The following is a 16,109-nucleotide window of genomic DNA, read 5'->3' as shown; positions in this document are numbered from 1 at the left end:
CCAGATTTGGATGATGGCAGTCAGATGCTGTAGCTGGCGACCGGGCCGGCGGTGCCGTTCGAGTTGTAAGCCGTCGCCTCGAAGAGATGCGAACCGGCATCGTCAACTGTGAATTGCACGGTATAGGTCTGGCCGGGGCGTCCTTCCGAGGAGATGATGACGCCCAAATCCGAGCCGGTAACAATGAGCGAAACGGCGTTCATCGAAGCGACCGAGGCCGTGACCGTGTAGCGCGGAGGGAAATCTATGGTCTTGCCAACTATCAATTCAGGTTTCGCCGGCGCGGTGTTGTCGATCGCCATCGGATCGACGGTCAACACATCCGAGAAATAAGACCCGTCGTCGTCATCGTTGAAGAACCTGACCTTGAAGTCCGTCTTCTTTCCGACCGGATTCGCCACCTTGTAGCCGTACCAGTCACTGCCGCCCTTATAGGTGGTCATGCGCTGATACGGATCCGGCTCTCCGGCCGTGTAGGCGCGGAACACGGCATCCGCGACCGTGCCACCAGTGACCCCGGCAAATTTCAGGCGGGTCTCGTAAGCCCCGCCTGGATACTGAACCACGGCGGCCGCGGACGGACTTGCCGGCGTGTCCAGCGCGCTATCATAAGCCATGTCCGGCACGACAGGCGGAGGCTCCACCTCCATCGTGGCCGGGTTCCAGGGCGGCAGATCGGGCCAGACCACGAAGGGGATTTCCACCGTTCCCTCGTCGTCATTCACGCGAGGCGTTCCGATAGCGCAGGTCTCCGTCACACCGATGTCCGGCAGCGGGATCCCGGCAACGGTCTTGCCCCACGCGGCCAGCCCGACGAAATTGAACTTCGCCACGCCGGCATCGGCGCGGGCCAAGGCGAACAGGCGGCGGGCGATGCGCTGCGCCTGGCTGGCCGACGGGCAGAACGGCAGATCGATGTCCATGATCTGTTCGCCAACGCGATCGATTTCGGACTGGATGTGCGCCCATTCAATGCCGGTGAGGTCAATTTCGGTCATCTCGTAGTTGCGCTCAGGTGCGTAGTATTTTACCCGGCAGATGTTCGGCCGCTCCACGCTCTCGGGACCGGAGCGCCACTGAAGTTCGATCAGGTGCTTCTCGGGAAAGACGATCTCCGGTTCGCGCCAGTCATCGATAAGGCGGATGGTGAAGCTGTTGTCGTCGGATGGCACGATCTCGGCGCCGATCGACTTCAGCACCTGGTCCATGACGTCGCCGCGCGGCGTTTCCGAAGGCCACATGCCCCAGCAGCGCGAACGGACTTCCGTTCCGGCCTTGGTCGCGACGATCGCATCCCCTCGGGTGGCCTCCGCAGCTATGCCCGCATAGTCGAAATCCGACACCTTCAGGGACGGATAAGAACGCAGGATGTGGGCGGCGCAGAGCGGGCCGTTATCGCGGTAAGCCCATGTCGCCTCATTCGTCGCCGATTGCCCGGACCGCGGGTCATAAACCGGTTCGGAACGCTGTACGCGCTCATAGTCCGGCGCGCCGGACTGGTAGAGCTTCAGGAACTTGTCCGAGGTGATGCCGGGAGAAATATACTTCACCAGCGATTGCGCGATGCCGCGCACACGGTGCGCGGGTGTCCATAGGTCCGGAAAATCGGCGAGCAGCTCGGGCCATGCGGTCTCCGTACCGTCGCCGATCTTCGCCTTGACATAGGCCCATGAACTTCCGTTCGACCTGGCCCATGGCGGCGAAGAAACCGAGCCGTCGCTTTCGACCGTGATTTCCCGGCCGCCGAAGAAATGCTGCTCGACGGCCGTCACCTTGCCACGCGTATGACAGACAAGCCTATAGCGGTTGACGCCGCCGGCCGTATTGCCGAACGCTTTCAAGCCGCCTACGCGCACCCGACCGACGGCACGGATTTCCGAACTGTCGCCGGTTTCGAAAGTTGACTTGAAATTGCCCGGATCGATCTTCGGCGCGCGGCCGAGAACCGATTGCAGCAACGATGCTCCGACGAGGGCTGCGCCGATCACGAAATTGCCGATCGCGGCGGCCGAGACCGCCGGCAGAATACCGCCAGCACCCACCGACAACAGCGACGATATGACGAAGCTGCCGATGGATACGGGATCGGCGAAGGCGTGCGCCGTGAGCGCCGGCAGGCAAACCCCTGCCAGCGCCAGAACCTTGAAAGGCTTCATGGCTATTCCGAGAGATTCCAGACTTTGACGATGTTGCGCGACCGGGGCCGCAGAAGCGCCGTCCCATTGTCCGCGCGCCATAGGGCAACGCCATCCTGGGCGAAGATCACCCCGACGGGCCCGAACGAGGCGGTGTCGACGATGCCGATGTCGCCTAGCGCAGCGGCGTAGTCCGGCTTCGAGAAGATACCGATGGTGGAGAGCGACCGCCCCCAGAGCACGTCGAGGCCGCCGGCCTCGTCGATCAGGGCATGCGCCTGTTCCAGGCTGGAATAGCCGGCCAAGAACGGCGGCTTATCGCCCGTGACCTTCTCCACCCATGACGCCGCCCATGACGTGCAGTCGCTTTCGCCCCACACGACGGGCTTTCCCTCGACGGCCTCGATATGGGCCTGAAGCATTGCGGCAAGATCCATCACTTGCTCCAGTTTTCCGTGACCTTCACGCCGACGAAATCAAGACCGGCATCGCCGGGGAAGCGGCGGCGCTGGTCCGCTGGCGTCCATTTGCCGCCCACCGCATAATTCTGACTCGACCAGATGCTTTCGAGCGTGATCGAGACCGTGCGAACGCCGATCCCCTGCCAATGCAGCGACGGACTGGTGATCTTGCCGGGAAAGAGCCGTTTCAATCCGATCAGGACCTCGCCGGTCTCTCCGTCGAACGCGGCCCAGTAGAGATCGCCGCGGCGGCCCTCGATCTGCCTGGCGGTCGCATGAACCGACTTGAAGAATTCCTTGTTCGCGCCGGACAACGTGATGTTGACGGCGACGGCCTGGCCGAAGCGAGGCTCCTCGACATTGTCCATCGAGACCATCTGGCCGCCGATCGGATCGGTAACGCCGCGCCATTCGTGCCCGCCGAGCATGACACGGCCGGTGCCGCTGTGCAGGCGGGAAATGCCGGCCGGCAGGTCAAGCTCAAGAAACCATGCGCGCGCCACATGGGGCCGGGCGAGCCGGTCGAAATCGGCTTCTGAAAAGATTGGCATGATCAGTCCGCGAAATAGTCCCGCACGTCGTAGTCGAGCGTCTCGACCAGAGTGACGGAGAGAGCGTCCGCGACCACTAGTCCGCGACCGGCGCTGGCGGCGTCCTCACTTTCGAGCCGTAGCGCAAGCACCGGAGCAAGCGTCGCGAAATCATCGGGCGTGACAGCTTTCCGCAAAGTCGGCCAGATGCGGTAATATCCGCGCTCATAGACTTGCGTCACCTGATACATGCCGAAGTGAAAGGGAAAGAATCCGACGTAGTCGCCCACATCGAGGCGGTGGCCCCACCACAATTCTGACAGGCGGATTTCGGTATCGCCAAGGTCCGCGCCCGACGCGACGGGCACGATCGGCCGAGAGGTCTTCCAGTTCTCACCATTCGACCACGGCATCCCGTTCGACCAGGGTTTTCCCGTAGCAATCTCGAAATCCGGGGATTTGACGCCCGCCTCCTGAAATCTCATCGTATCTGGATCGAAAAACGTCCACCGGGTTGCGTTCGCCCCGCCATGCAACGCGGTCACCCAGCCGCGATAGCGTCGGAACAGCCCCTCGTGCATGGCTGGGAACGACAGGCGCCAACGCCATAGCCCGAACGGAGACGCGAAGGTTTGCGTGAAGTTGCCGATCGACTGGGTTGCGCCGCCGCTTACCGTGCGAGGTCCGGCCAGCGGCTCGATTGACGTCGTGCCCAGCCCTACCGGAGGCGACAGGAGGCGCGCCATCGTCAGCCTCGCGTCTTTCTGTACTGACGCACATCCATGCGATGGTCGACCATGCGAGCGAAATTGCGATCACGTTGTTCGAGGCCCTTCTCAAGCCGCGCAATCGCTGCCTGGTCGGCACCACGCGCATCGATGTTGTAGACTGGCGCATAAACGCCCCGTCCGCCTTCCTCCTGTCCCGGCTTGGTGATGCTGACGCGTTCGTTCGGCGACGCGCGAAACGCAACAAGCTGGCTATCGATGCCGCCGGAGCCACCAACCTGAAACGAGCCGCCGGAGGCGAATCCGAGCAGCGAGCCGAATAGACCTTGGACGATACCCCCTCCGAATAGTCCCTTTCCGCCCTGTGCGACGTTCATCGAATTCGCGTATTTGAGCAGGGCCTGACCGACCTGCATGATTGCATCCTTCCAGGTCAGCGTCTTGTTGATCAGGCCCTCGAAGATCGAGCCGAACCCCTGGCCGAGCGTTTCCTTGGCGGTCTCCATGGCGCGGGCGACCCTGTCTATGCCCTCCTTGGCCTGCTTGAGCTTGCTGGCCTTGCCCTTCTTTCCCTTGCCGCCACCGCCGCCCATATCGTCGAGTTCATCATTCACGCTGCCGAGCGCATTGGAAAAGTTCTGCGCTGCGGGCGTGGCTCCGGAAAAAGCCTTGCCGAGATCGCCGAGCGGATCACTGGCGAGGATGCCCTTGACCTCGGCCACATGCGCGGCGTTTGCCTTGGCCAGATCGGATGCCGCCGGATTCGCCAGTTCCTTAAGTGAAAAGCCTCCGCCGATCTCCTTCATCGGGCTCATACCGATGGAAGTCAGTGCCCCGTTTACTTTTTTGATTAGCCAGTCGATTCCGGTCGACGCTTTTTCCAGAAGGCCGTTGATAGCGCGGATGGCGGCGTTGACGCCGCCGACGACAGCAGCCCCCATGATGGTTCCGAAATTGTTCCAGATAAAGGTGACGTCCGAGAACGCCGCGCGGAAGGAATTGATGATGAGGTTTCCAGCGTCCTTGGCGATGCCGACGACATCGATGCCGATCGCCTTCTGGATCTCGTCGCGGAAGTAATAGGCGGCCGTGACCGCCGTCGTGATCGCGATCACGAGGGCACCAAGTGGATTTGCCGCGATGGCGGCCGTGAGGGCGCGAACTGCGCCCACCATGCCGACGAGAATCGCTTCCGCCAGGGCTTCGGCATAGCCGATCAGCACCGGCGACAGCATGATCGCCAGCGATCCCCCCGCGACTGCCGCATATTCGGCGAGCGTCGGCAGGTAGTCCAGCAAGCTGATTGTCCATTTGACGAAACCGACCATCGCGTCGGATGCCGCTGCGAGCGCCGGGGCCAACGCCGAGGTGAGACCGACGACCAGGCCGCCGAGCGCGGCACTCATGCGCGACATGTTGTCGTTAAACCGCTCGGCATTGGCCGCCATGCCGGAACTGATCTCGATGCCGAGCGCTTTGGCCTCAGCCATCGTGGCGTTCAAGGCAGCAGATCCGGCGTTGAGCAGCGGAATCATGTCGGCACCAGATTTGCCCATGAGCTTCATGGCCAGAGCCGTTTTCTGCGCGCCGTCCGGCATCTTGGCGAACTTGTCGCTGATCTCGGCCATCACCTGGCTAGTGGACTTGATCTGACCGTTGGCGTCGCGAACGGAAATGCCGATGGCGCCGAACGCCTGGGTGCCCTTCTTGCCGCCCGCCGCGGCATCGGCCATGTTCTTGGCGAGGATGCTGACGCTCCCCTTCAGCCCCTCCATCGAGACGCCAGCCAGATCCGCCGCATATTTCAGCTTCGACAACTCCTCGACCGGAATACCGATCTTGGAAGCCATCTTCGACATGTCGTCGGCTTCCTTGAGGGTATTGCGCACACCCAGCGCTATGGCGCCAAGGGCCGCAGCGGCAGCAGCAGCGGCCGCGACAAACGTAGTCTTCAGCGCCGAAGCAAACGCATCCGCGCTAGAACGCGCCTGTTTAAGTCCTTCTGAAAACTGAGCGGAATCGATACCGAGATTGACGCGCAGCGCGCCGATGACTGCATTGCCTGCCATGAGCCTTTACCTTGTGAAAGATGCCGCGCTATCGTCGAGTGAACTTTGGACGGAGGGCGATATGAGAATATTGATTGTTGCGACTATCAGCGTGATGCCGGGATTTGCCATCGCGGCCAGCTGCGACGGCTCATCGGACGTGCTAACGGTGGAGAACTGGAACATCGCGAAGGTCGAAGGTCCATTGTCCGGAATTGACATTACGCTGAGCGTCAAAAGTCACGCCAAGCAAGCTTTTCGCATGATCGATGGCAACTACACTTTCGAAGATGTGCTCGGGCGGCGTATATCGGGGTTTCAGATAAACCCCGATTTAACGGCTAAGCCGGGCGAAATCGTTTCCACCACAACCGGTTACATGGGCACAGAAATGGATCGTGTACCGAAGATGGATAGAAGCGATGTCGTAGTGACCACTTGCACAAACGCCATCGTCTATTCGGACGGAACCAAAGAGCAGTTCTGATAGCCGACTAGTGCTTCGTTACAGCCGCCGTCCATCTATGAGCGATGGCGATCTGTTCCTCGACCGTCTGCCGGCGCGCCCGTTTCTGCGGCGCGTCGTGCATCATGTCCTTAAGCTTCGGCAGTTTCTTAGACCGGGCCAGGGCTTCTACGTGCCATGCCAGCCACGCCCGGTCGTTCTGGCCGCGCCGCACGCGGCCCGCTTCGCCTTCGAGGATGACGGCGATTTCGCGCAGCGTGAGCCGCCAGAACAATTCGTAAGGCTGGCCGGCTTCGACCCATGTGCGGACCAGCGACGGCCAGTCTAGGCCGCCGCCTTCGGAGGGCGCGCAGCACCTTCCTTCTGCTCCGGCATCGCAGCCTGGAACGCCTCGCCGATCAGCCGGCCGGCTTCCTGCATGCCGATGTCGTCGATAACGGCGCCGGCCTGCTTGATGGTCACGTCTTCATGCTGCTCGCGCAGTGCGCCCCAGAAGACGGTACGCATGAGCTTGATGGTGACCCGCTTCTGGTCGCCCATGAGTTCCCCGACTTCGGAAAAGGTCTTGCCGGTGGCGTCCTCAATCTCGCACATGGCGTTCGTGCCAAGCTTTAGCGTCCACGACTGCCCGAGAGCATCAAAAGCAACTTCGCCGCGTTCCCTGTTTGCCATGGTCTATCCTCACGCGACGACGTCGGCAGTGGCGACGCTGGCGGCGGTCGCCGTGCCAGCCGCATTGGAGCCGGTCACGCTGACGGTGATCGCCTTGCCGACGTCGCCCGCGACTGGGACATACGTCTTGTCGGTGGCGCCGGCAATGTTCGCGGCGCCGGCCTTCCACTGATAGGCGAAGCTGGGCGATCCTGTCCACGTGCCCTCCCAGGCCGTCAGCGTCTCCCCGACCTTTGCCAGACCGGAAACGGCCGGCAGCACGGTATTGGCCGGCGCGGCGGCAGGCGTCGAGACGGTCGAGCCGGTGACCTTCCACGTCACAGTGGCGGTCATCTTGTCGTCGGTCGGAACGGCCGGCTCGTAGCCGGACACCCAAGCCGAAAAGACCCATGTCACGGCGTTCGGGAAGGTGACGCGGCACTTCACGCGGGTGCCGGCGATCTTCAGCGCCGAAATCTTGAGATCGGACGGCGATCCGGGCACGAAGTTCATTTCGAACGGGGCCTCGCCCGGATCGATCAGGCCGGGGATGAACTCGCGCGTGCGGTTCGGTGACTGCATGTGCGTCGCGTCGATCTGGTCGAGCTTGTCGTTGGGCGGCGTGATCGTGTTGACTTCGGCGATCTCGGTCCACGTCGCACCATTGTCTTCCGAGATATGGAAGAACGAGCCGTAGCCGATCGAGGCCTGGGTTTCTCCAGCCATGGTCAAATCTCCTTGTGGTGTACCATGATGTCGAGCGACGTCCGGAAAAGCTGGTTGACCTCTCCCGCATCGCTCGTCGGGAGGTCGCGTTCGTTGTCGATGAAAATGGCCTGTATCGCGCCGCCGCGGTAACCGGAGAGTATCCCGTTGACTGACTTCGCTGTGCTCTTGGCGCCCGCATAAGTCGAAGCATAACAGTCGATCTGCACCCGGCTCTCGACCAGCCCGGATGCACCCCGCATGTGGTAGTCGCGGATGCCGGTGATGCGCTGCATCACCACGTATGGCGGCATCGTGCCCTGCGGCGCGTGCAGCCAATAGCGATTGCCGCCCGCAACGGAAGCGAGCAGGCCCGTCAGCAGCGCTTCCATGTTTACTTGCCCTTCGCGGCTTTCTTCGCTAGGCGCTGCGCGGCCTTCATGATCTCGGCGCCGAGCTCGTTCTTGATGATGTCCAGCACCTGGCCCTGGTTGGCGTCCCATGCCGGGCGCATATACGGTTCGGCGGTCTGATGCTCGTTGCCGAACTCCGCCTGCGTCGCCTGCGCCAATCCGCCGGCACCAACGAACATCTCCACCGATGCCTTGTCGTCGCGGAACATCTTGCGGTGCAGCCGCGCCTGCCGCTTTGTCAGCTTGGTTCCGGTGCTGATCGAGATTTGCAGCGCTCCGGTCAGAACCGGAACTTTGGCCTTGGCGTCTGAAATAAGCGGCTCCGCAGCCTTCTTCAGCGTACGGCGCAGCACCGCCTTGCCGGTGGCTTTTGGAAGGTGGCCGAGCGCGGCATCGAGGTCGCGCAAGCCGTCGACGGTGACGGTCCTATTTGCCATCGTCATTCCTCGCTATGGCGTCGATCTCGGTGACGACGCGCCGGCCGATCTCGCGCGGCGGCGCGACGATCTCGTATTCGCGACCCTCGTAGAGCAGCCGATCTGTCACGCTGACATCGGCCCGGTAGCGGATACGGAACGTCATCACCGACGTGCCGTTGACCTGCGCCGCCGCGAACCGCTCCGAGCCGCGTTCCGGACGTTGCTGCGCCCAGATCGTCGCGATGTCCGCCCAATCCACGATCGGCTCGTTGTACTCATTGCGGCCGGTTTCCGTCAGACGGCGGATCGTCAGCCGGCGGTCGAGCTTGCCGGCACGCATCAGATGCCGATCCTGCGATAGGGTGCGAGCAGAGCATGGGCGGCCACGCTGCCCGGCAACCCGGCCACGCTGACGCCGATGGCGGTTTCCTCGCGGTTTTCATACCAGGCGCCGACGAACAAGAGGATCGCCTGCTTGACACTCTGCGGCACCGTGCTTCGCGCCGGAACGACCGGCGGTCCATCGTCCTGCGGGATCGTCGCATACCCCGCCCGGTAGGTGACGGTTATCGCGCCGCCGATACCGCTGTCGACCGTCACGAACGACCGACCGCCGCCATCGGTGCTGAGCGAATAGCTCGCCGGATCGACCGGCGTTCCGTCAGCCGTCACGCTGATGACATCGATCACCGGCCCAAGCGGCAACTGAAGGCGCGAGGTGCCCGCCTCGAAATCCTGCCGCCAGGTCTGTTCGACAAGGCAGCGGCCGAGAAGGCCCGTCCAGCCGTCTAGGTGATCGACGGCCGCCCTGATCAAGCCCTCTACCAGCGAATCCTCCAGCGTGGCGTCCGGATCGACGCGCAGATGCACCTTCGCCTCGGCGAGCGAGACAGGCAGGATTTCCGGCGCGGTGACGCGGACGGGCGCGAGCATCAGCCAGCGGCCTTGCTTTTAGGCGCGGGCTTCTGCTCTTCCACGGCTCCGGCTGCCTTTGCCGCGTCCAGCAGTTCAGGCGGACATTCGTCCCCGGCCTTGAAATCGGTCGGGAATACCTCGCCGCGGCGCGCGCCGCGAAACGCTTTGACGAACTTCATGGTAGCGTTCTCCAGTGGGAGGATGGCGGGCGGCCGAAGCCGCCCGCCGGCACATCAGGGCGTCGGCACGCCGATGCGGTGGTAACGCATCCATTCCGGATTCCAGAGGCCGCCGCCGACGCGCTTGCGCGTGTAGAACAGGACATACGGCTTGTTGGTGTAGGGATCGCGCAGCACGGACATACCGACGCGATCGAAGATGCGGTACGCCTGTGCCATGTTGCCGAACAGCACAGGGATGGTGCCGGCGGCGACATCCGGCAGACCCGACAGCTCGTTGATCGGCTGGCCGAGCACCTGCGCGGGCTGCCCCGCCTGGAACGGCGGCTGCCACAGGAAATTCCCCTGCCCGTCCTTCATCTTGCGGATGATGGCGTGGGTCTTGCGGTTGGCGAATAGCGCCGCGCCCTGCGAACGATCTTCCGGCAGGTCGTAGATCAGATCGACCAGGCCGTCCGGCTTCAGCGTATTGGCGTCTCCGGACAGAACTTCCGCGATCGGACCGAGCGGGTGGCGCTGTGCAGCCGGCAAGGCAGCTTCGGTATCGGCATCATAGCGCAAGATGCCCTTCGGCTTGTTCACGCCGTCCCCGTTGATGAAGGCGGCGCCCTCCTGATAGGCGAATTCGATGTTGACCTCGCCGGCCAGCCAGGACGCCATGTCGATTTCCGAGTCTTCGAGAATGCGTTCGGTCGCCGCGGGCATCGCATAGATTTCGCCGAAGGCGAACGCATAGGTCGCCAGGACAGAACCATTGGTTTCCGGCCGTGCGGCCTTCTCGCCGACCCACGCGGATGTCGTGCCGTGCAGATTATAGAGCTTGGTGAAGCCCTGACCGGTGACGGACTGGACCGAAGCGTATCGACGCATGGGCGAGATTTCGACGCGCGCATCCGTGATGGTGCGGTCCCATTCGACCGGCGCCGTATAGCCGCCCTTGGAATCGTCGCCGACTTCGTAGGCGGCGGTAATCTCGCCGGCCTTCATCGCCGCCTTGACCTGGCTCTCACCGTCGCCCGTGCGGAACCAGCCTTCGAACGTTGCCTGATACTCGCGATCGGCCTCCGAAAGGCCGTCGTCGTCACCGCCGCCATTGACCGACAGGCCTGCCAGCCTGGCGTTCAGCTTGTCGATCTCAGCCTGGTACCTGGCGTTCGTTTCCGAGATGGAGGCATTGATCCTTTCCAGCTTCTCGGTCGTCACCACATCGTCGAAGCGCTTGGCAACTTCCTTGTCCTTTTCGGACATCGACGCCTTGAACTCGGCGAAGCTGGTGTTCAGGTCGGCAATCAGACCGGCGAGATCGCCGCCATCGGCGCGGATAGCGACCGTACCGCGCAGCCGGCGCGGATTGATATGCTTGCTCATTTTTATCTCCTATGAGCGGATGGTGGAAAGCAACTGCCTCATGGCAGCCTGCACACGGCCGTCAGCATCGCGCTTGACGTTTCCGGCGGCATCGCGCGCGCCGGTCTTGAGCGAGGCGACGAGGCTCTTGGCCTCCGCGCTCGACATTCCATTGGCCATCAGGGCGCGCTCGGCGACGCGCTCGGGCGGGAGCACCTTGGCAACGCTGGCGCCGATCTTGACGGATCCTGCCGCGAGCTTGCGATCGGCGAGACCGCGCTCCATCGCTGCCTTGGCGTTGAACATGCTGCCCTTGCCGCGCCCCTTATCCATCCAGCCAGCAGCTTCCGGCTGTTCGACGCCAGCCCGAGCGGCATAGATCTCGGCCATGGCGCCATCCACTTCGGCGAGCAGTTCGGCCGCGTCCTTGGCATCGTACTCATTACCCATGACGAGGGCGGACGCCTTATGGACCATGATGAACGAGCCGTCCGCCATGGCGATCTCGTCACCGGACATGGCGATGACAGACGCCGCGGAACCGGCCATTGCCAGCACGTTTACCGTCACCTTGGCGGGATGGGCGCGCAGCAGATTGTAGATCGCAAGGCCGGACAGGAAATTGCCGCCCGGAGAATTGATGTTGACCACGACGTCGCGGCGGCCGATCGAGGCGAGCGCGCCACTGATGCGGCGTTCGCTGTTGTCGACGTCAGCAAACGGATCGCGTCCGATCTGGCCGTAGATCGAGATGACGTTGCCGTCATCGGCCGCCGCGGCGCGGACATCGGCGTTGAACGCGGCCATCGCCTCGTCCGGCGGGTCGAACTGCAAAAGGTCGGTATGCTGAAATGCCCTGATCTCAGGGAGCTGGCGAAGGCTCATGGCCTGTTCTCCTGTTGTCCGGGTCTGGCCGGAAGCTGACCGGGCTTCGCCTTTCCGAGTTCCTGAAGTGCGCGAACCTCATCTACCGCCATCCACGGTTGGTGACCGCCGGAACCGAGCGCCTTGGCGAAGAATTCGGCCTGGTCCTTCATCGAGCCGCGCAAAAGCGCGCCCTCGTTGAACTTGGCGTAGAAACGACCCTTTTCCTCATCCACAAGCACCGAACGGGCGATGGCCTGCTCCCAGGCGGTGAACCATGGGGCCAGCCCGTAGCGCACGAAGAGCTGGCCGAGCACATCAATGCCGGAGCCCCAGGAGGTATCGTCGACCATCAGCAGAGGGCGAGGCACCCCGAACACCCGGCCGATTTCCTCGATCTGGTGCTTGCGCGTTTCCAGATGCTGGCTATCGCGCCCCGTCTGGGCGAACGGCGTGGCGTCCATTTCCTCTTCGAGGATCAGCCACTTGTGCGCGTTGTCGGCGCTTTCGCGTTCCGCCATGCTGGTCTTCAACCGCTCATAGGCTTCCGGCGACAACTTGTTCTTGTGTTTCAGCGCGCCGCCGACGAGCATGCCGTTCCGAAACAGCCGAGCCGCGGCCTTTTCCGTCTGTAGGGCCAAGCCGATGGCCTCGGCCGCCTGTTTCACCAGCGACATGCCGCGCAGGCCGTCAGTGGACAGGCCCCGCAAGTGCAGGATTTCGTCAGCCTTGAAGACCCGCTTGGGTCCTTTGGGCGGCTGGTAGTGATACTCGACCGTCCAGTCGTCGTTCTGCTTGATGGTCACCATGCCGTACGGCAGCGGCACCAGTCTGATGGGGCGCCCCATAGAACGCACGATCAGCGCGAAAGCATCGCCGTCGACCAGCGCACGCAGCTGCAACAACGCTTTGAAGTCGAATGGCGACTGCCAGTCGTTTGGCTGCATGGCAAGCAACTTGTAGAGCGGATGGCTCTCCGCCTTCAGCTGCTCGTCGCCTGTTTCGAACAGGTGCAAAGGCAACATGCCGATGGTGTAGGAGACCAGAGAGACACATCGAAAAACCGTCGTGTTCTTCAGCGCCTTCGCTACGGTGACATTCGCGCCACTCTCCGTCATGGAAACGGCGCGCATCAGATCTGCCAGGCGTTCGCCGTCGACCGTAAAATGGTTCTCCGGCATCGATGCCGTTGCCAAGGGGACGATCGGCACGGCAGCCGCCGGCCGCGCGCGCGGGCGCTCAACGGAAGGCGAGAAAAGTCGATCGATAAAGCCCATTCAATCGTCCCGCCTATACCATGAGGATGCCGCGTTCTTCGTAGACAGACGGGCCACCGTCCCCGGTGTCCTGCATCGCGATCCCCAGCGCCATGACTGTCGCCACTATCCCGTCGATGCGTTCGGTCGACTTGTTCTTCGCCGGCTTGATGTTGTCCGCCGGGTCGGGCCCCTCGACCGCCGCGACCTGGGCATGACGGTGAAGGACAGGATGGCCGCCGTGATGGAAACCGTTCGCCAGCACCAGGCGCTCCAGCTCCTTCGACGGCGCCGACATCGAGGCGTAGCCCTGGCCGAAGCGCACGACGGGCAGGCCTTCCTGCTCCAGCTTCACTGCCGTTTCGGTCGCGTTCCAACGGTCGATGGCGATGCCGCCCTCATGGGCCTCCCGGTTCTGGTTGCCGACATGGGCGATCCGGAACCGCTCGGCGTCGCGATAGATTTGCTCCTGGATGAAGGCATAATCGACGACGTTGCCCGGCGTCGCCGTGATCGCCCCTTCCCGCACCCAGCGGTCGTATGGCAGCTTGTCGCGCCGGCAGTGTTCCTTGATCAGGTCGGCCGGCTTGTAGAACCGGGCGAGCAGCGCCGGTATCTCAAGCCCGTCCTGCACCGGAAACCACCACACCAGCGCCGACAGGTCGGTTGTCGAGGACAGGTCGAGCCCGCCGAAGCATCGCTTGTGCGCCAGACGCTGTTCGAGATCCTTCCAGCCGACAGGGCCTGTGCAGTGCACCCAGCCGTATTTCTTGCCTTCGTCGTCGACGCCCTCGATCGGCAACCAGCGGACCGCCTGCTCGGTCCAGATGTTGAGGTGATAGTTCTTGAAGTGGTTTTCGAGGCGGGGAAGCTGCCGGGCGCGACGGGCGTTGGTCCGCATCGTCTCCAGCTTCTTCGACACGCCGAGGTTCGGGTTGGCCTTGCGCCAGACCTTTTCGTCCTGCCAGTCGTCGTCCACATCGGCGGCATAGACGACGACAAGGGTTTCGGGATCCTCCAGCGTGCCATCGCGGATCTTGAGGCACTCATCCCAGACTTCCTCGCCGTACGTACCCTTTTTGCCGGCGGTCGAGATCAGGAATTCGAGCGGCTGGGCGCGGGCATCCTCGGAATCATGCACGAACTGGTAGAGATCGCCCGACTTCCATTCGTGGATCTCGTCGCCGACGAGCCCGGAGGTATTCAGCCCGTGCTTGCCTTCCGCCTTTCCCGACAGCGGTTTGAACGCGGCATTGAGCGCCGGGCAGTAGATCGACGATTTCAGCGGCACCAAGTCTTCGGTAAGCGTGGCGGAGCGCGACACCATCGTGGTGGCCTGGCCGAAAACGATGCGTGCCTGTTCCTCATGCGCGGCGATCGCATAGACCTCGCCGCCAAGCTCGCCGTCGCCCAGAAGGATCAGCAGGGCGATGCCGGCGGCCAGTTCGGTCTTGCCGTTCTTTCGTGGCACCCAAACGTAGCAACGACGATAACGCCGCGTTCCGTCCGCCCGTTTCCAGCCGAACAGCGGGCGGACGATGTCGTTCTCTTCCCAAGGCTCCAGCGTAAACGGACGTCCAGCCCATTCGCCCTTGGTGAAGCACAGATGTTCCGGGAAGAAGGCGACCGCTCTGTCGGCAGCCGTCTCGTCAAACCAGAACTCTCCTTCCACCCAGCAGCCGCGCTTCGCGTTCCATATGGCTACCGCGCCGACGCCGCCGGGGCGCGTGCGCGGTCCCTTTCGGTGCGCCGCCCGTCCAACCTTGACCGGCATGGCCTATTGCAGGAATCCGACCGCGGACTTCGGCCTTGCAGACGCCGCGTCAGGCGCCTTCTTTCCCGGTGCAGATTTTTCCGCTGGTTTCCCTTGGTTTCCGAAAAGATCAGGCAGGCCACCGGCCATCGCTGCCGCGCGCGCGGCGAAGATGCGCTGGCGTTCGGCCGGATTGAGCCCGAAGTTGGCTTCCGCCGCGGTGAGCTGTCGCTCCAGCCGATCGGCGATCAGATATGCAGGATGCGCCCGCTTCAGCACGGAACGGCGCTCACTCTCGCCAGCGCCGTATGTCTCGGTCTCGTAAACCTCACCCTCGTTGTCGAGGATCTGCTGCATCTTAAACCAGCGGGCAAAGTTCTGGCAGTAGCGGGCGAACGTCTCCGCATCGGTCTGGCTGAGCAGATTCATCCCAATCAGCCGCGGCGCGATCCGCTCCCACACCGCGCGCCCTTCCTTCTTCAGCCAGGAAGGCGCCTCGACGCGCTTCGCCTTCGCCGATCCGTCATCGGCGGATTCGGCCTCGACGGGATCCTTGCCGATTGGACGACGTGACGAACCCTTCTGCTCTTTGATCGCCGCCGGGGCCGGCTTCGGGCCTCTACGTCCCATGATCGGATATCCTTCCCGGCGCCAGTCGGTCAGCCCAAGAAAAAACTTTCGTCGAAACTCGCGCGCACAAAAAAGTAGTTAGGCCGCCGGTCAGGAAGCGAGGCGCTTCAGACTTTGGACGCCCCCCTCCCACCTCAGATCGACGGGTCGAGGTCGCGGGTGACACGCATCGCGACCGCGCTGCTGAGATGCAGGTCGGCGGCTTCGATCTCGCCGCGCTGCCACATCAGTTCGAGACGTTGCTTGACTACATCATGGTGCCAGCCGCATGCCGACTGCCAATTGTCACGATGCCAGAACAGGCGGCTGTCACCCTTATGCGGAACGACGTGATCGACAACCTCTGTCGCCGTAACGCGTCCGACCGCCTCGCATCCGACACACAATGGATGCGACCGGCGATATCCGATGGACGCCTTCGTCCACCTATGGTCATAACCGCGCTCGCTTGCCGATCCACGACGCCGGTCATAGTCGCGAGACTGTTCCTGCCGTGTCGGCATGCCGCGCGGCCGGAAGGTTCCAGGCATCGTCGGCATGATCTGGTCTTTCGGGAATGCTTCCGCACTGGCCCTGAGTCGGTCGCCATCGTTGGCGTTGACAGGGCAG

The 16,109-nt window shown here is 63.0% G+C and carries 20 protein-coding genes; 1 reads left to right on the top strand and 19 read right to left on the bottom strand.

Annotated features, from left to right (window positions below; translation table 11 throughout):
- Positions 1 to 20 precede the first annotated feature (20 nt).
- The 5 genes from QU595_RS07895 to QU595_RS07875 are packed head-to-tail and all read right to left on the bottom strand — an operon-like array spanning position 21 to position 5,923.
- On the bottom strand, positions 21 to 2,156 hold the full coding sequence (locus QU595_RS07895; protein ID WP_315920454.1) for a phage tail protein: 2,136 nt from the start codon (positions 2,154 to 2,156) through the stop codon (positions 21 to 23).
- A gap of 2 nt (positions 2,157 to 2,158) precedes the next feature.
- Positions 2,159 to 2,572: a DUF6950 family protein gene (locus tag QU595_RS07890; RefSeq protein ID WP_315920452.1), complete on the bottom strand. Its 414-nt coding sequence runs from the start codon at positions 2,570 to 2,572 to the stop codon at positions 2,159 to 2,161.
- Positions 2,572 to 3,147: a transcriptional regulator gene (locus QU595_RS07885; protein ID WP_315920450.1), complete on the bottom strand. Its 576-nt coding sequence runs from the start codon at positions 3,145 to 3,147 to the stop codon at positions 2,572 to 2,574. The genes QU595_RS07890 and QU595_RS07885 overlap by 1 nt, the downstream gene beginning before the upstream one ends.
- A gap of 2 nt (positions 3,148 to 3,149) precedes the next feature.
- Complete coding sequence (locus QU595_RS07880; protein WP_315920448.1) at positions 3,150 to 3,872, bottom strand: hypothetical protein; 723 nt, start codon at positions 3,870 to 3,872, stop codon at positions 3,150 to 3,152.
- 2 nt (positions 3,873 to 3,874) lie between these two features.
- The gene (locus QU595_RS07875) at positions 3,875 to 5,923 is read right to left on the bottom strand and encodes a hypothetical protein (RefSeq protein ID WP_315920446.1); all 2,049 of its coding nucleotides are present in this window, start codon (positions 5,921 to 5,923) and stop codon (positions 3,875 to 3,877) included.
- Here QU595_RS07875 and QU595_RS07870 point away from each other — a divergent pair.
- Positions 5,922 to 6,389 (top strand): hypothetical protein, encoded by a 468-nt coding sequence (locus tag QU595_RS07870; RefSeq protein ID WP_315920444.1) that lies wholly within the window; start codon positions 5,922 to 5,924, stop codon positions 6,387 to 6,389. The two genes, QU595_RS07875 and QU595_RS07870, sit on opposite strands and share 2 nt — an antisense overlap.
- A gap of 7 nt (positions 6,390 to 6,396) precedes the next feature.
- Here QU595_RS07870 and QU595_RS07865 read toward each other — a convergent pair whose 3' ends face one another.
- From QU595_RS07865 to QU595_RS07800, 14 genes are all read right to left on the bottom strand, one after another.
- Positions 6,397 to 6,642: a hypothetical protein gene (locus QU595_RS07865; RefSeq protein ID WP_315920442.1), complete on the bottom strand. Its 246-nt coding sequence runs from the start codon at positions 6,640 to 6,642 to the stop codon at positions 6,397 to 6,399.
- Between the two features lie 50 nt (positions 6,643 to 6,692).
- On the bottom strand, positions 6,693 to 7,040 hold the full coding sequence (locus QU595_RS07860) for a hypothetical protein (protein ID WP_315920440.1): 348 nt from the start codon (positions 7,038 to 7,040) through the stop codon (positions 6,693 to 6,695).
- A 9-nt stretch (positions 7,041 to 7,049) separates the two neighbouring features.
- Complete coding sequence (locus QU595_RS07855) at positions 7,050 to 7,745, bottom strand: phage tail tube protein (RefSeq protein ID WP_315920438.1); 696 nt, start codon at positions 7,743 to 7,745, stop codon at positions 7,050 to 7,052.
- 2 nt (positions 7,746 to 7,747) lie between these two features.
- On the bottom strand, positions 7,748 to 8,116 hold the full coding sequence (locus QU595_RS07850; RefSeq protein ID WP_315920436.1) for a DUF3168 domain-containing protein: 369 nt from the start codon (positions 8,114 to 8,116) through the stop codon (positions 7,748 to 7,750).
- A gap of 2 nt (positions 8,117 to 8,118) precedes the next feature.
- On the bottom strand, positions 8,119 to 8,574 hold the full coding sequence (locus QU595_RS07845) for an HK97-gp10 family putative phage morphogenesis protein (protein ID WP_315920435.1): 456 nt from the start codon (positions 8,572 to 8,574) through the stop codon (positions 8,119 to 8,121).
- Positions 8,564 to 8,896, bottom strand: a complete 333-nt coding sequence (locus QU595_RS07840) for a phage head closure protein (RefSeq protein ID WP_315920434.1) — start codon at positions 8,894 to 8,896, stop codon at positions 8,564 to 8,566. The genes QU595_RS07845 and QU595_RS07840 overlap by 11 nt, the downstream gene beginning before the upstream one ends.
- Positions 8,896 to 9,489: a head-tail connector protein gene (locus QU595_RS07835; protein ID WP_315920433.1), complete on the bottom strand. Its 594-nt coding sequence runs from the start codon at positions 9,487 to 9,489 to the stop codon at positions 8,896 to 8,898. The genes QU595_RS07840 and QU595_RS07835 overlap by 1 nt, the downstream gene beginning before the upstream one ends.
- Positions 9,489 to 9,650, bottom strand: coding sequence for a hypothetical protein (locus QU595_RS07830; protein WP_315920431.1), 162 nt, complete (start codon positions 9,648 to 9,650; stop codon positions 9,489 to 9,491). The genes QU595_RS07835 and QU595_RS07830 overlap by 1 nt, the downstream gene beginning before the upstream one ends.
- A gap of 54 nt (positions 9,651 to 9,704) precedes the next feature.
- A complete protein-coding gene (locus QU595_RS07825; protein ID WP_315920429.1) occupies positions 9,705 to 11,018 on the bottom strand; it encodes a phage major capsid protein in 1,314 nt (437 codons plus the stop codon).
- Positions 11,019 to 11,027: 9 nt separating this feature from the next.
- Positions 11,028 to 11,882 (bottom strand): head maturation protease, ClpP-related, encoded by an 855-nt coding sequence (locus tag QU595_RS07820; RefSeq protein ID WP_315920427.1) that lies wholly within the window; start codon positions 11,880 to 11,882, stop codon positions 11,028 to 11,030.
- Positions 11,879 to 13,138 (bottom strand): phage portal protein, encoded by a 1,260-nt coding sequence (locus QU595_RS07815; protein WP_315920425.1) that lies wholly within the window; start codon positions 13,136 to 13,138, stop codon positions 11,879 to 11,881. Before QU595_RS07815 ends, QU595_RS07820 begins: the two co-directional genes overlap by 4 nt.
- Before the next feature lie 13 nt (positions 13,139 to 13,151).
- Entirely contained in the window at positions 13,152 to 14,891 is a 1,740-nt protein-coding gene (locus tag QU595_RS07810; protein ID WP_315920424.1) for a terminase large subunit, read from the bottom strand.
- A gap of 3 nt (positions 14,892 to 14,894) precedes the next feature.
- A complete protein-coding gene (locus QU595_RS07805) occupies positions 14,895 to 15,500 on the bottom strand; it encodes a phage terminase small subunit P27 family (protein ID WP_315920422.1) in 606 nt (201 codons plus the stop codon).
- A 134-nt stretch (positions 15,501 to 15,634) separates the two neighbouring features.
- On the bottom strand, positions 15,635 to 16,039 hold the full coding sequence (locus QU595_RS07800; RefSeq protein WP_315920420.1) for an HNH endonuclease: 405 nt from the start codon (positions 16,037 to 16,039) through the stop codon (positions 15,635 to 15,637).
- Between the last annotated feature and the right edge of the window lie 70 nt (positions 16,040 to 16,109).

Origin of the sequence: Mesorhizobium sp. SP-1A, assembly GCF_032460275.1 — a bacterium.
Classification (GTDB): domain Bacteria; phylum Pseudomonadota; class Alphaproteobacteria; order Rhizobiales; family Rhizobiaceae; genus Mesorhizobium.
This window is presented reverse-complemented; position numbering and strand designations above follow the sequence as displayed.